The sequence below is a fragment of the Stenotrophomonas sp. YJH_SMC_79 genome, assembly GCF_059367995.1.
This window is the reverse complement of sequence record NZ_JCAFRK010000004.1, coordinates 451,076-465,831: the sequence shown is the minus strand read 5'-3', so window position 1 is coordinate 465,831 and position 14,756 is coordinate 451,076. Positions and strand designations below refer to the sequence as shown.

Annotated in this window: 12 protein-coding genes; 9 read left to right on the top strand and 3 right to left on the bottom strand. The window is 67.8% G+C overall.

What is annotated here, in order from left to right:
- Positions 1-41: 41 nt before the first annotated feature.
- Positions 42-1,364 (top strand): acyl-CoA thioesterase/bile acid-CoA:amino acid N-acyltransferase family protein, encoded by a 1,323-nt coding sequence (locus tag AC5P57_RS17420; protein WP_262234965.1) that lies wholly within the window; start codon positions 42-44, stop codon positions 1,362-1,364.
- Between the two features lie 6 nt (positions 1,365-1,370).
- Here AC5P57_RS17420 and AC5P57_RS17415 read toward each other — a convergent pair whose 3' ends face one another.
- A complete protein-coding gene (locus tag AC5P57_RS17415) occupies positions 1,371-2,300 on the bottom strand; it encodes a LysR family transcriptional regulator (protein WP_262234966.1) in 930 nt (309 codons plus the stop codon).
- A gap of 92 nt (positions 2,301-2,392) precedes the next feature.
- On the opposite strand from AC5P57_RS17415, the gene AC5P57_RS17410 reads away from it, so the two are divergent.
- Positions 2,393-3,586, top strand: a complete 1,194-nt coding sequence (locus AC5P57_RS17410; RefSeq protein WP_262234967.1) for an MFS transporter — start codon at positions 2,393-2,395, stop codon at positions 3,584-3,586.
- A 515-nt stretch (positions 3,587-4,101) separates the two neighbouring features.
- On the opposite strand, the gene AC5P57_RS17405 is transcribed toward AC5P57_RS17410, so the two are convergent.
- Both AC5P57_RS17405 and AC5P57_RS17400 read right to left on the bottom strand, forming a co-directional pair.
- Complete coding sequence (locus tag AC5P57_RS17405) at positions 4,102-4,755, bottom strand: response regulator (protein WP_142806193.1); 654 nt, start codon at positions 4,753-4,755, stop codon at positions 4,102-4,104.
- Positions 4,748-7,777 carry a sensor histidine kinase gene (locus tag AC5P57_RS17400; protein WP_262234968.1) on the bottom strand — a complete coding sequence of 1,010 codons (3,030 nt, stop codon included), beginning with the start codon at positions 7,775-7,777 and terminating at the stop codon, positions 4,748-4,750. Before AC5P57_RS17400 ends, AC5P57_RS17405 begins: the two co-directional genes overlap by 8 nt.
- Positions 7,778-7,873: 96 nt before the next feature.
- On the opposite strand from AC5P57_RS17400, the gene AC5P57_RS17395 reads away from it, so the two are divergent.
- The 7 genes from AC5P57_RS17395 to AC5P57_RS17365 all read left to right on the top strand — a co-directional run bounded on the left by AC5P57_RS17395 (position 7,874) and on the right by AC5P57_RS17365 (position 14,653).
- The gene (locus tag AC5P57_RS17395) at positions 7,874-8,206 is read left to right on the top strand and encodes a hypothetical protein (RefSeq protein ID WP_099553247.1); all 333 of its coding nucleotides are present in this window, start codon (positions 7,874-7,876) and stop codon (positions 8,204-8,206) included.
- A gap of 50 nt (positions 8,207-8,256) precedes the next feature.
- Positions 8,257-8,700, top strand: coding sequence for a helix-turn-helix transcriptional regulator (locus tag AC5P57_RS17390; protein WP_099553249.1), 444 nt, complete (start codon positions 8,257-8,259; stop codon positions 8,698-8,700).
- Positions 8,697-9,353, top strand: coding sequence for a hydrolase (locus tag AC5P57_RS17385; RefSeq protein ID WP_262234969.1), 657 nt, complete (start codon positions 8,697-8,699; stop codon positions 9,351-9,353). Before AC5P57_RS17390 ends, AC5P57_RS17385 begins: the two co-directional genes overlap by 4 nt.
- Positions 9,354-9,355: 2 nt before the next feature.
- Entirely contained in the window at positions 9,356-9,781 is a 426-nt protein-coding gene (locus AC5P57_RS17380; protein WP_262234970.1) for a DoxX family protein, read from the top strand.
- A 119-nt stretch (positions 9,782-9,900) separates the two neighbouring features.
- Positions 9,901-11,748, top strand: coding sequence for an amidohydrolase (locus AC5P57_RS17375; RefSeq protein ID WP_262235184.1), 1,848 nt, complete (start codon positions 9,901-9,903; stop codon positions 11,746-11,748).
- Complete coding sequence (locus AC5P57_RS17370; RefSeq protein WP_262234971.1) at positions 11,727-13,010, top strand: alginate export family protein; 1,284 nt, start codon at positions 11,727-11,729, stop codon at positions 13,008-13,010. The genes AC5P57_RS17375 and AC5P57_RS17370 overlap by 22 nt, the downstream gene beginning before the upstream one ends.
- Entirely contained in the window at positions 13,004-14,653 is a 1,650-nt protein-coding gene (locus AC5P57_RS17365) for an MFS transporter (RefSeq protein ID WP_262234972.1), read from the top strand. The genes AC5P57_RS17370 and AC5P57_RS17365 overlap by 7 nt, the downstream gene beginning before the upstream one ends.
- The last annotated feature ends 103 nt before the right edge of the window (positions 14,654-14,756 follow it).

Below are 14,756 nucleotides of genomic sequence, written 5' to 3'. Positions count from 1 at the left end.
CCATCAGGGCACCCTGCTCACTTTGCAGGTGAGGGCAAGACATGCGGATGCGACGAGGTTGGGGATGGTTGCTGTGCGCGCTGGCGATCCCGGCGATGGCCGATGTCCGCGTTGAGGTGGATGACCAGCAGGGACGTGCTGATCGCGTTCCGGTGATCACGGTGGGAGGCCTTGCGGTTGCCGAGGCGGTGCGCCTGCGCCTGTCGATGCAGGACAGCCGTGGCCAGCGCTGGCAGTCGGAGGCAGTGTTGCGTGCTGACCTGGATGGCCAGGTCGATACTGCCCGCAGCGGATCGGAGCAGGGTAGCTACCGCGGGATCGATGCGAGCGGACTGATCTGGTCGATGCAGCCGCAGCAGGGACGCGCCAGTGCACTACCGCTGCCGTGGCGCCGCGCCGCCGATGGCATGGGGTTCCTGCCGCAGACGTTTGAACTGGAAGTGGAACGGGCCGGTTCGGTCGTTGCACGGCGAACATTGCAGCGCCACCTGATGCTGCCAGGCGTGCAGGTGCAACGGGTCGAGATTGGTGGGCGTGAGGCGCATCTGTATCTGCCAGCGGATCTGCGACCCGGCGCCCGCGTGGCGGCGATGGTGACGCTGGGCGGCGCAGAAGGCGGGTTCGAGGGCGGTGACATGTATGCCGCCTGGCTGGCCAGCAACGGCTACGTCGCATTGTCGATTGCGTGGTATCGCGGGCCAGGCGTGCCCAAGGATCTGATTGACGTTCCGTTGGAGACCGTACGTGACGCGGTGCATTGGCTTCAGCGGCACCCTGGGGTGGAACCGCAGCGGGTCGGGTTGCTGGGGGGCTCCTGGGGTGGCATTGCAGCCATGGCCACGGCAATCCACCTGCCGACCCTGCGGGTTGCGGTCTCCTGGGTAGGGAGTCCGGTGCCGTTCCGTGGCATTGCGCGGGATGTGGCTCCTGCCGATTTCCGGGCCGTGGATCGATCGCCGCTGAGCTGGCAGGGCAAACCGCTGCCGTGGTTGCCGTACCGCGACGATGTCGACTGGGGACGTCCAGGGCCGCAATGGGCGCCGGCGCTGCAGGCCGCGGTGTTGCCGATCGAGAAGATCGTCGCACGCACGCTGTGGGTGGGCGGCGGTGATGACCGCCTCGGCGACTCCGGCGTGTTGATGGCGGTTGCGCAACGGCGGCTGGCCGAAGCAGGACGAGGTGATCGCGATCGCTTCCTCTATTACCCGGATGCGGGACACCTGATCACACCGGTTCTGCAACCGACCACCCATCGCCATGACGTGGGGCCCTTCATTGAAGTGGGGGGTACCGCAGAAGGCCACGCGCACGCGGACAGTGAGGCTGGGCCCGCCGTGTTGGCGTTCCTGGCCGAGGCGTTGTGAGCGACGTCAGCGCGGCGCCGGACGCATTCCGTGCAGCTGCGGCAGTGCGGCCTTCATTGCATCGATGAAGGCGCGCAGCCGCGGCGGCTGCCGACGCGCAGCGGGAAATACCACGTGCACCGGCAGTGCCGGCGCCTGCCAGTCCGGCAGCAGCTGTACCAGCCGCCCCTGTGCGAGATCGTCGGCTACCAGCCAGGCCGAGACCACCGCTGCGCCCAGCCCAGCGCGTGCGGCCTGCTGCACCACGAACAGGTTGTCGCTGAGCAGGCGTGGGCTGATCGACAGCGTATGCGCGCGGCCCTGTGCGTCATGCAGCAGCAGGCGTTCGCGGTAGTAGGTGACCAGTGAGATCCACGGCAGTGCCTGCGCTTGTTCTGGTGTGCTGATCGCGGTGGCCTGCACCAGCGACGGCGCTGCCACGACGATGCGCGGCACTTCGGCGAGCGGCAGTGCGACCATGCGCGGTTCGTCGACCAGACCCACCCGCACCGCGCAGTCGATGCCTTCGGCGATGAAATCCGGGCGACGATCTTCAAGGATCCACTCCAGGCTCAGCTGTGGGTGCTGGGCGAGGAACGCGAGCATGGTCGGCAGCAGCTGCGCCTGGCCGAAGGCGTGCGGCACCATCACCCGCAGGCGTCCGCGCAGCGTTTCCGGTTCGCCGTGCAGTTCGGCCTGCAGCGACTCCCATTCGTCGACCACGCGTTGCGCATGGCGCTGGCAGCGCAGGCCATCTTCAGTCAGCTGCAGGCCGTGGGTGGAGCGCTGCAGCAGGCGCAGGCCGAGCTGTCGCTCCAGTGCCTGCAGGCGGCGACTGACCGTCGGCTGCGTGGTGCCCAGCTGCACGGCAGCAGCAGACAGGCTGCCGGCATCGACGATGCGCAGGAAGGTGCGCAGCAGATCCAGGCGATCGGCACCGGTAACAAGGTCATTCATGCGTAATGCGTATGAAAGATATGTAATGAAGCCTACTACAGACGTTTGGTGAATACAGGCACGATGCGTCCACTTCCTCCACCGGACTCCCCATGTCTACCCCTTCGCTGTCCGTCGCCGCCGCACCCGCGACCGCACCCTCCACCCCGCTGGTGCTGGCAATGGCGGCCGGCGCCGGCTTCTCGGTCGCCTCGCTCTACTACAGCCAGCCGATGCTGGGCCTGATCGCCCAGGACCTCGGCGCCGGTGAGCGCGCCGCCGGCCTGGTACCGACCTTGACCCAGCTCGGCTATGCGGTGGGCATCCTGCTGCTGGCGCCGTTGGGCGACCGGTTCGACCGCCGCAACCTGATCCTGTTGAAGTCCGCGTTGCTGGCACTGGCATTGGGCGCTGCAGCGATGGCCGGGCACCTGCCGGGCCTGCTGATGGCCAGCCTGCTGGTCGGGTTGATGGCCACGCTGGCACAGGACATCGTGCCGGCCGCTGCGGTGCTGGCGCCGGATGCTCAGCGCGGCCAGATCGTCGGCCGGGTAATGACCGGCCTGCTGCTCGGCATCCTGCTGTCGCGCGTGGTCAGTGGCGTAGTGGCCGAGGCATGGGGCTGGCGCACCCAGTTCGTGCTGGCCGCGGTATCGGTGGCGGCGATGGGCGCGGTGATGGCGCGTGCGCTGCCGCGTTTCGCACCGACCAGCACGCTGCGTTATCCGGCATTGTTGGGTTCGTTGCTGGCGTTGTGGCGCGAGCAGCCGCAGCTGCGCCGTGCGGTGGCCAGCCAGTCGTTGCTGGCAGTGGGCTTCAGCGCGTTCTGGTCGACGCTGGCGCTGATGCTGCATGCCCGCCTGGGCCTGGGTAGTGCGGCGGCGGGTGCGTTCGGTATTGCGGGTGCGGCCGGTGCTTTGGCCGCGCCGTTCGCCGGTCGTTTCGCCGATCGCTTGGGCTGCCATGCAGTGGCGCGGCTGGCGATCGCAGTGGCGCTGCTGGGCTTCGGCCTTCTGCTGGCCGAGTCCTGGCTGCCGGCCGCCGCGCTGCTGCCGCTGCTGGCGGTGAGTGCGCTGCTGTTCGACTTCGGTTTCCAGTCGGCGCTGGTGGCGCACCAGACCCTGGTCTACGGCCTGGTGCCGCCGGCACGCAGCCGGCTCAACGCGTTGCTGTTCACCGGCATGTTCATCGGCATGGCCGCTGGCGGTGCGCTGGGCAGCCTGGCGCTGGCGCAATGGGGCTGGTACGGCGTGGCCTGGCTGGCGGTGGTGTGTGCGGGCGGCAGCCTGCTGCTGCGTTTGAAGTAAGGAATGGTGTTCGGCAGGGCTTGCAGCCCTGCACCTGCGGTAGTGCCGGCCGCTGGCCGGCAACAGCACAAACAGCGGGTTTCCTGTAGGCAGACGGGGTGGGTCCGGTTGCGGGGGACGCCGTCACCCCCGCAACCGGACCCACCCCGCCTTCGACAGATCTCCGCGATCTGCAGTAGATCCACGCCATGCGTGGATGAATCTCCATCGGAATCGAATATTTCGAATTGGAATCCAGAAGCATCCACGCATGGCGTGGATCTACCGTGTCGACCAAGGTCGACACCTACCAACCGCCATCGGAATCTGTCAGAGGTGGGGCGGTGTCGGAGTGCGGGGTGTCAGCCGCATGGATGCGGCTGCCAAGCTTACAGGGACGTACTTGCAGCGTCCCCGCACTCCGACACCGCCGCGCCATCCCACGGAGAGCCCGCTTTTGATTTTGCTGTTGAGGTTGCCGGCCAGCGGCCGGCACTACCGTGGGTGCAGGGCCGCAGGCCCTGCCGAACAACCCCTTAATCGTGACCGCTGTCGTCCAGGCTGATGATGCCGCGCCGCAGCGCCTGGGTCACCGCATGCGTGCGATCGCCCACGCCCAGCTTGTCCATCAGGCTCTTCATGTGCGCCTTCACCGTCTGCTCGGAAATCTGCATGCGCTCGCCGATGCGCTTGTTCGACAGGCCTCCGGCTACGTGCCGCAGCACTTCGGTCTCGCGCGGCGACAACCGGTCTTCCACCACATGTGCGGCGATGCTCGCCGCCACTGCTGGGGGAATCGGTGCGCGGCGGCCGCCGGCGACCATGCGGATCGTATCGACCAGCTCGTGGCGCAGCATGTCCTTCAGCAGGTAGGCACTGGCGCCGGCCTGCAGCGCCCGCACTGCACGTACGTCACCGCGGTAGGTGGTCAGCACGATGATGCGTGCGCGCGGGTCCATCGCGCGGATCCGCACGATGGCTTCCACACCATCCAGGCGTGGCATCTGCAGGTCCATCAGCACCACGTCTGGCTGCAGCTGCTGGTAGCGTGCGATGGCTTCCTCGCCATCGGCGGCTTCGCCGAGCAGGCGCAGATCGGGTTGCGCGCCCAGCAGCGCCGCCAGGCCGTCACGCAGCAGCGGGTGGTCGTCGACCACCAGTACGCCGATCGGGGCAGGTGACTCAGTCATGGTTTGCGCTACTCCAGGGCCAGCGCCAACGCGATGGGCGGCGGTGATACAGGCGTCGGGCGGGGACCGCCAGCGCTACTTCGGTACCCAGTCCGGGGCGGGTCCACAGCTGCAGCTCGGCCCCGAGCCGCTGTGCACGCTCACGCATTCCCTGCAGACCCCAATGGCCGTGTCCAGCGTCTTCATCGGCGATGCCGACACCGTCATCCCGTACGTGCAGCAGGAAGCAGCGCGTGCCGTAGGACAGTTCCACTTCAATGGCACTGGCATCGGCGTGGCGCAATGCGTTGCGGATGGCCTCGCGACCAATCAGGAATACTTCCTCCGCGGCATCAGCCTGCAGTGGCGGCGTCGCGCCTTCAACGGTAAGGCGCAGGGGATTGGTGCCATGCCCGGCGTACTCGGCATGCACATCGGCCAATGCCGAAGCCAGGTCGCGACCGGAGAATGGGCCGTCGCGCAATGCGTTGACGCGCTCGCGCCCCTCGGCCAGATTTCGCTCGGCCAGCTGCATCGCCGACTCCAGCTGGCCGCGTACTGCTTCTGGCGTCTGCGCGGACTGGCTGATTGCATGCAGGCGCAGGATCAGGCCCTGGCTGCCCTGCAGCAGGGTGTCGTGCAGGTCGCGCGCAATGCGTTCACGTTCGCCATTGCGCTCCTGCAGACGAGCACGGAACAGCGCAGCGAGCTGGCCACTGCGGATGCGCACGGCCAGCACGAGCAGCGCCAGCACGGCGGCCACGCACAGCAGCTTGAACCACACGGTCTGGGTGAAGGTGGGTGCGATGCGGAAGCTGCGGCTGGCCGGGACCGTGCTCCAGATGCCGTCCTCATTGGCGGCTTCCACGTCGAAGCGATAGCTACCCGGCGCCAGATTGGTGTAATAGGCGCGGGTGCTGCTGCCTGCGTCCTGCCAGCCGACATCGACGCCGGACAAGCGATAGCGATAGCGGTTGCGCTCCGGTCGGGCCAGTGAAAGGGCCACGTAGTCGATCTGCAGCTGGCTGGTGCCGGCCGGCAGGCGCAGGCCGTCCTGCAGTGGTTGCTGTTCGCTGCCATAAAGCACGTCGCCGATGCGAACGCTGGGTGCCAGCGTGTTGACGTGCGAACGCGTGGTGTCCAGCCAGGCCAGGCCCTGGTTGGTGGCCAGCCATAGCAGGCCGTCGTCGGCCAGCGTCGCGGTTGCGATTGGTCCACTCTGCAGGGCAATGCCAGGCATGCCGTCGATCGCGTCGAACAGGCGTGGCGTGACCGGTAGTCCGCTGCGCAAGGCGCGGCGCAGCTGCCCGCTTTCCATCCGCACCAGGCCACGGCTGCCATTGAACCAGAGGTGTCCGTTCGGATCGGCGACCATGCCGGTGATGCCTTCCAGGACGCCGGCCATGTCGGTGCGCACCGGAACGAAGCGTCCATTGCCCAGCCGCGCAGCCAGGCCGGCTTCGCCGGCGACCAGCAGCAGGTCCTGGTGATGCAGCATTGCGGTGATCGGCCCCGCCGACAGGCCCTGGCTGGCATCGAAGCTCTCGATGCGGTTCGTACTCATCCGGCGCAGGCGGCCGTCGGCATAGCCAAGCAGCAGCTGGCCTTGGGCATCCAGCGCCAGCGACGAGCAGGCCTGTTCGGGCAGGCGGACCTCGCGCTGCCACTGGCCGTCCTGGTAGTGCAGCACCCCGCGTTCGCCGGCGCACACCCAGGCCTGCGCGTCGTCAGGGAACAGCAGCGCATGCAATGGTTGCCCGGTGAACGGGGCCGGCAGCGGGATCAACGAGGTGTGGCCGGCGACCGTGCGCGCAAGATTGACCCAATCGAACTGCCAGATCGGTGCAGGAGCCTGCCGCGCCGCGGCCTGCAGCTGTGCGGCGCTGCCTTCCAGCAGGGAGCGCCGCAGGTCGTAAGGCTTGAGGTCTTCACCGTAGCCGTACACCCGTCCGTCAGTGGTGCGCACCAGCGAGCGGTACGGATCACTGGGGCCGACCGCAAGGGTGTGCACGCTGCGCGCGCGGAAGCGGTTGAGGCCAAGATTGGTACCTACCCAGAGGTTGCCTTCGCGGTCGGCGATGATCGGCACCGCCGAGGTGGCAGTCAGGCCATGCGGTGAGTCGAAGCGCTCCATGCGCACGGCACGGGTGCCCTCGAATGTGACCCGGGCGACGCCTCCATGCGGGCTCATCGTCGCCCACAGCGCGCCGTCGGTGGTGAACTGCATGCGGGCAGCGACCAGGTCGGGCAGGCGCCGTGCCTCACGTTCGGGCTCGGCCAGCAGCCCGTGTGCGTTTGCCAGTGGCGAGGCACCACGGAGGCGGTCGGCCAGCCACACCTCACCCTGCGGGTTCTCCACCAGTGTTGCCATCTGCGAGACGGCGATGCCGGTATCGACGAAGGCCGCCTGGCGCGGCCCGCGCATCCAGATCTTCAGATCGGCCAGTACCCAGAACGTGCCACGGCTGTCATGCAACACCCATTGCACGCGGCGTTCCGGTAGCCCGGCGGAGCCGGGCGGGGCTTGCCAGCGCCGGCCATCGAACCAGCGCAGTCCGCCGTTGATCGCTGCCCAGAGGCGGCCCTCGCGGTCCTGGCTGAAGTGCGGCACCACGCCGACCGGTACGCCCTGTTGCCGGCCGTAGTTGTGCAGTTGGCCGCGTGCGAGTTGGCTGATGCCGGCCTGAAAGTAGCCGATCCACATTGCGTCATCGCGCCCGACTGCCAGGGTGACCATGTTGGTGGACGGGAAGCTGCTGCCCGGTGGCGGCGCCTGGCGTTCAAAACGGCGGCCGTCGAAGCGGTACAGGCCAGAACCGGTCGCCAGCCACAGCAGTCCATCACGGTCCTGCGCGATGTCCCAGATATCGCCAGGCGCCCCTTGGCCGACCCGCCATGCGGTGTGCTCGTAGCCGGGCAGTCCGCTGCTCAGCGCGGGACGCTGCACGGCGAGCGCGGGCAGGGCGGTCATCAACAGCAGGCACGTCAGCAGCGCCGGCAGGCGACGCAGGAATGGGAAGGGGCGGCCACGCATGGTGCGCATTCTGGCAGGTGCGGGGCAGGCCAGGGTGACCCGAACGGGGTAGGCGGCACGCGGCCCCATCCGGTATCACGCCGGCATACCCCGTGGAGCCCGGCCATGCAGCGCCTGTTCGTGATGTTTCCCGACCGTGGCCCGGGCGTCGGCCTGCTGTGGTTGCGGCTGTGCGTTGCGGCCGCACTTTGCGCGCCCGATATGCCAGGGGGCTGGTTGTCGACCTTGTGCCTGCTGGCCGTGGCGATGCTCGCACTTGGTGCGCTGACACCACTGGCGGCGGTGATGGCGACCGCGTTTCTGTCCACGCTGCCCGGGCCTTGGCCACTGGCGCTGCTGCCTCTGGCACTGCTGGTGCTGGGGCCGGGCGCCTATTCGCTGGACGCACGGCTGTTCGGTCGCCGCGTGATCGGCCGCCGGCCTCCCCCATTCGGGTAGGCGTGGGCCTCGACCGACGGGGGTAGGGCGTCGCGCAGGGGGGCCGCACCATGGGCCACCCCCTCGCGGCGTCCTCGATGGCCACCGTTACTCCACAGGAATTCCCTGCTGCGTCGCTGGCACCGCAGCAGGTCGCAGCATTGCAGCGTGCATTGCGCTATGTCGATGAACACCTGTCACAGCCGCTGCGGGTCACCGAACTGGCGGCCGCCGCCTGCGTCAGTCGCTTCCATCTTGTGCGCCTGTTCCGCAGCGGTACCGGCGCCAGCCCGCTGCGTTATGTACGCCGCCGCCGTATCGAACGTGCGCGCCAGCTGTTGTCGGCCCAGCATCTGCCGATGTCCTGCCTGGCGCAGCAGCTCGGCTTCTTTGACCAGAGCCATTTCGTCCGCAGCTTCCGCGCGGAGACCGGCTGCAGCCCCGGCCAGTACGTCGCCGGCGATGCCGCCCTGTTGCTTCCCCTTGATCGTGTTTCCAACGGAGTCCACCCATGAGCCTTGCCACCGCTACTCCCGCCCCGGCGCTGCTGTCGCCGACCGACCATGCCCTGGTGCTGATCGACTTCCAGTCGCAGATGGCGTTTGCCACCAACACCATCGACATCTCCGCGCTGCGCAACAACGTGTCGCTGATCAGCAAGGGCGCCAAGGGCTTCAACGTGCCGGTGGTGCTGACCACCGTCGCCGAAACGTCGTTCTCCGGCCCGATGTTCCCCGAACTGCCGCAGATCTTTCCGGGCCAGACGGTGTTCGACCGCACCTCGATGAACACCTGGGAAGACCAGCCGGTGATCGATGAGATCAACCGCATCGGCAAGCGCCGTCTGGTTGTTGCTGGCCTGTGGACCAGCGTCTGCATCGTCGGGCCGGCGCTGTCGGCGCTGGCGCAGGGTTTCGAGGTCTACGTGATCACCGATGCCTGTGGCGATGTCAGCGAAGAGGCGCACGAGCGTGCGATCACCCGCATGGTGCAGGCCGGCGCGGTGCCGATGACCAGCGTGCAGTACCTGCTTGAGCTGCAGCGCGACTGGGCACGCGGTGAAACCTACGATCTGACCACCGGCATTGCCCGCGACCATGCTGGCGGCTACGGCATCGGCATCCAGTACGCCAAGAGCATGTTCGGCGCGCAGGAAGGCGGGCACTGAGCATGCTGGCCGGCCATGGCCTCGACCTGGCCCTGCTGATGCTGCGTGTGGCCGCAGGAGGCTTCCTGCTGCCACACGCGCTGGGCAAGCTGTTCCGCTGGTTCGGTGGACCGGGACTGTCCGGCTTCGCTACCGAGCTGCGCGGCTTCGGGCTGCCAGCGGTGGCACCGTTGCCGCTGCTGCTGGCCCTGCTGCAGGTGCTGTCCGGGCTGGCCGTGCTGCTGGGATGGCAGACCCGCATCGCCGCGCTTGCAGCGGCCGCTTTCATCGGCTTCACCGTCCTGTTGGCCCTGCCCAAGGGCTGGTTCTGGATGCGCGGCGGCAGTGAGTACCCCTTGATGTGGACCACGGTACTGCTGGCCATCGCGCTGGCCGGGCCCGGCACCTGGGCACTGGACGTCCACCGTCTTCCGGGAGACCTCGCATGAGTCACGATCCACTCGATCACGGCCGCCGCAACATCGTGCTGGCCAGCGGCGCCGCTGTTGCGCTCGGCCTGGCCGGTCGCGCCGCTGGCGCACTCGATTCCACTTCCAAGGAGCGTCGCATGAGCACGCTGGTCATCCGCAATGCCCGCATCACCACCCTCGACCCGCAGCAGCCGCATGCGCAGGCGTTGGCCGTGCAGGAAGGACGCATCGTTGCCGTCGGCAGCGACGAGGAGATCATGCGTGGCTGGGGCAATGAAGCGACCTTGATCGACGCCCAGGGCCGGCGCCTGCTGCCCGGCCTCAACGACAGCCATACCCATCTGATCCGTGGTGGCCTGAACTACAACCTGGAGCTGCGCTGGGACGGCCTGCGTTCGCTGGGTGACGCGCTGGACATGCTGAAGGCCCAGGTCGACCGCACGCCCGCACCGCAGTGGGTACGCGTGGTCGGTGGTTTCACCGCCGCACAGTTCAATGAGAAGCGACTGCCGACGCTGCAGGAGCTCAACGACATCGCGCCGGAAACGCCGGTGTTCCTGCTGCACCTGTACGACCGCGCGCTGCTCAACCGTGCCGCGCTGCGCGCCTGCGGCTACACCAAGGACACGCCGGATCCGCCGGGTGGCCAGATCGTGCGTGATTCGCTGGGCAATCCGACCGGTCTGCTGCTGGCCAAGCCGAACGCGCTGATCCTCTACGCGACGCTGGCCAAGGGCCCGCGCCTGCCGATCGAGTACCAGGCGAACTCGACGCGCCACTTCATGCGCGAACTGAACCGGCTGGGCATCACTTCGGTGATCGACGCCGGCGGTGGCTTCCAGAACTATCCCGAGGACTACCAGATCATCGAGCAGTTGCATCGCGATGACCAGCTGACGGTGCGCATCGCCTACAACCTGTTTACCCAGAACAAGGGCAAGGAGGTCGATGACTTCCGTGGCTGGAGCGAGATCCTGCAGCCGCGCCAGGGCGACGATCTGCTGCGCCACAACGGTGCCGGCGAGATGCTGGTGTTCTCGGCGGCCGACTTCGAACTGTTCAACGAGCCTCGCCCGGAACTGCCGCCGGAGCTGGAGCCCGAACTGCATGACGTGGTGAAGCTGCTGGTCGAGAAGCGCTGGCCGTTCCGCATCCACGCCACCTACGACGAGAGCATCACCCGCATCCTCGATGTCTACGAACAGGTCAACCGCGAGGTGCCGTTCGATGGCCTGCACTGGTTCATCGACCACGCCGAGACCATCACCCCGCGCAACATCGAACGCATCCGTGCGCTGGGTGGCGGCATTGCCGTGCAGCACCGCATGGCCTACCAGGGCGAAGCCTTCGTCGAGCGCTATGGCGTGCAGGCCGCGCGGCACACGCCGCCAGTCAAGCGCATGCTGGCCGAAGGCGTGCCGGTCGGTGCCGGTACCGACGCCACCCGCGTGGCCAGCTACAACCCGTGGGTGGCGTTGTCCTGGCTCGTGACCGGGCGCACCGTGGGTGGGCTAGCCCTGTATGGCGAGGAAAACCTGCTTGAACGCGAGCAGGCCCTGCGCCTGTGGACCCAGGGCAGCGCCTGGTTCTCCGGCGACGAAGCGGTGAAGGGCACGCTGAAAGCCGGTCAGCTGGCCGACTTCATCCTGCTCTCGGCCGACTTCTTCCGCGTGGATGACGCGCAGATCGCCGACATCACCAGCGTGCTGACCGTGGTCGGCGGACGCATCGTGCATGCAGATGCCGACTATGCAGGGCTGGCGCCGCAGCTGCCGCCAGCGATGCCGGACTGGTCGCCGGTCAACCGGTTCGGTGGCTACCACGTCGGCGGTGCCGCCACCGGGTTGGCCGCCACCCATCGCCACCATCACGGCGTGGCCTGCAGCACCCACGGCGCGCACGGGCATGCCGCGCAGCACGCGGTGCCCACCGATGACCTGACCGCGTTCTGGGGCGCGATGGGATGCTCGTGCTTCGCGTTCTGAGCCTGGCGCTGCTGGCCGTGCCCTCGCTGGCGCTGGCCTGCGAGGGTGGCCACTGCACTGACGCCGGTGACGGCCAATTGCAGTGGGATGCCTCACTGCGCGTGCGTGGCCTGTACTACGACCCGACCCGGTTCGGTATTGGTGGCAGCGAAGATGGCTATGGCCTGCTGCGTGCGCTGGCCTCGGCCACCTATGTGGAGGACAGCTGGCAGGCAAAGCTGCAGCTGGGCGTGCATGCCGAGAATGGCAAGGCCGGCGGACCCGGCCGCACCGACCGCAGCGCGTTGGACGTGCAGCAGGCGTATTGGCGCTGGCAGCGCGGCGGCTTCCACCTGCAACTCGGTCGGCAGGAAGCCGGCTACGGAAGTTCACGACTGTTGTCGGTGCGCGATGGGCCGAACATCCGCCTGGCCTTCGATGGTGCGCGCCTGGGCTGGAAGGGCCGCCTCGGCACGCTTGATCTGCTGGCACTGCGACCGGTGGAGAACCGACCGGGTGCCTTTGATGATCGCGGGGAACACGGTGCCCACCTGTGGGGTACCTATGCCACCACGGCACGCGGGCAGAGCACGGGACAGTGGGACCTGTATCTGCTGGACTACCGCCGTGAAGGCGCACGCTTCGCGGCGGGTTCCGGCATCGAGCGGCGGCAGACCTTGGGTGCGCGCTGGTTCGGCCAGGCCGGTGCACTGGACTGGAACAGCGAGCTGGTGGCGCAGGGCGGTGAACTGCGCACCGCGACCGGCAACCTCGACATTCGCGCCTGGACGCTGGCTACCGATACCGGTTGGCGCTGGAACGATGTGCCGCTGCAACCGCGTCTGGGGCTGAAGGCCGATGTCGCCAGCGGCGATGGCAATCCGCGGGACAGCCGCCTGGGAACCTTCAATGCACTGTTCCCGAAATCGGCCTACTTCAGCGAGGCCAGCCTGCTGGCCCCGGCCAATCTGATGGACGTCCAGCCGACCCTGACCCTGCGCCTGCACGACGCGGTGACGACGGAGCTGGGCGTACAGATGGCCTGGAAGCATCGTCGCGCCGATGCGGTCTACACCACGCCGGCGCCGCTGGTGGCGTTGCCAGGCAGTGCCGGTGGCGCGCGCCGCATCGGTAATCAATACAAATCCGAAACCCGCTGGCAGGCCAGCGAACACTGGCAATGGCAGCTGCAGCTGGCCTGGGTCGATGCCGGTCCTGCACTGAAGCAGGCCGGCGGCCAGGACACGCTGTTCGCCTCGATCGTTGGAGCATGGCAATGGTGAACGCAAACGCGTCGCAACCCTCCGCACAGGCCGCAGGTGCCTGGTCCCCGCTGAAGATCCAGATGTTCCGTTCGATCTGGCTGGCAATCCTGGCCAGCAACATCGGCACCTGGGTCAACGACGTGGCCGCCGCCTGGGTGATGGCCGAACGCACCGGTTCGCCGCTGATGGTGGCGCTGGTGCAGTCGGCCACAACGGTACCGATCGTGCTGTTGGCACTGGCGGCCGGAACGCTGGCCGACATTGTCGATCGCCGGAAGTACCTGTTGGCGACCCAGGGGTGGATGCTGCTGGTGGCCGCAGTGATGGCCGCGCTGACGGCGATGGACATGCTGACCCCGCAGTTGCTGGTGCTGTTGACCTTCTGCATGGGCTGCGGTGCGGCAATGGCGATGCCAGCGCAGGCGGCGATCGTGTCCGAGCTGGTGCCGCAGCCGATGCTGGCCTCGGCGGTAGCCCTGAACTCGATCGGTATCAATATCGCGCGTTCGATCGGCCCGGCCATTGGTGGCGTGATCGTGGCGCAGCTGGGCGCGATGTGGGCATTCGGCTTCAATGCCATCACCTTTGCCGCGATGCTGTTCGTGGTGTGGGGCTGGAAGCGTGATCCGAAGCAGTCCAGCCTGCCACCGGAAGGTTTCGGTGCAGGCTTGAAGGCGGGCCTGCGCTACGCCAGCCGCGCTGGGCGGCTGCAGGCGGTACTGATCAAGTCGGTGGGTTTCTTCTTCTTTGCTGCGGCGATGAACGCACTGCTGCCGGTGGTGGTACGCGGCCAGATGCAGGGTGGGGCGGGGCAGTACGGCATGCTGCTGGGCTGCATCGGTATCGGTGCAGTGGGCGGGGCCTTGCTGCTGCCGAAGCTGCGCGCGCAGTTGGATCGCGACCTGCTGGTGCTGCTGGCCACGCTGTCGCTGGCGCTCAGCCTGGTCGGGCTGGCGCTGACCCGCAGCTGGTACGTGCTGCCATTGGTGATGCTGATCAACGGTTTTGCCTGGATCACCGTGCTGTCGTCGCTGCAGATTGCCGCGCAGACGGCAGTTCCCGCATGGGTGCGTGCGCGTGCGCTGGCGCTGTACATCATGGTGTTCTCGGCCGGCATGGCGGCCGGTGGCCTGAGCTGGGGCGCGCTGGCACAGCGCACCTCGCCGGAGCTGGCGTTGCTGGTGGCTGCCGCAGGCGCGGTGATCGGGGGGCTGCTGGTGTGGCGCGTTCGCATTGCTGGTACCGAGGATCTGAACCTGCAACCGGCCGGGCACTGGCCGGCGCCGGAGCTGTCGGTGCCGGTGTCAAACGATCGAGGTCCGGTGCTGGTCACTCTCGAGTATCGCATCGACGATGCTGATCGTGCTGCGTTCCAGGCACAGATGCGCGCGTTGGGAACGATCCGCCGGCGCGATGGTGCCGTGGTCTGGGGCGTGGTCGAGGACGTGGCCACCCCGGGCATCCACCTGGAGTATTTCGTGACCCCCTCGTGGCTGGAGCACCTGCGCCAGCACGAACGCATCACCGCCGACGACAAGGCCATCCAGGAAGTGCTGCGTGGGCTGCATCGCGGCGAGCGTGCGCCGGTGGTGCGTCACTTCGTGGGCGGCCACGATCCGTTACCCAGGACTGGGGTCCCACACCACCACAGCGATATCTGAGCGGCACCTGGTAAAGCCGGCCGCTGGCCGTCTGCGCAGATCGCGATGGATTCATCGGGTTGCCGGCCAGCGGCCGGCACTACCGGGGGAGCGGCGGCGCTGT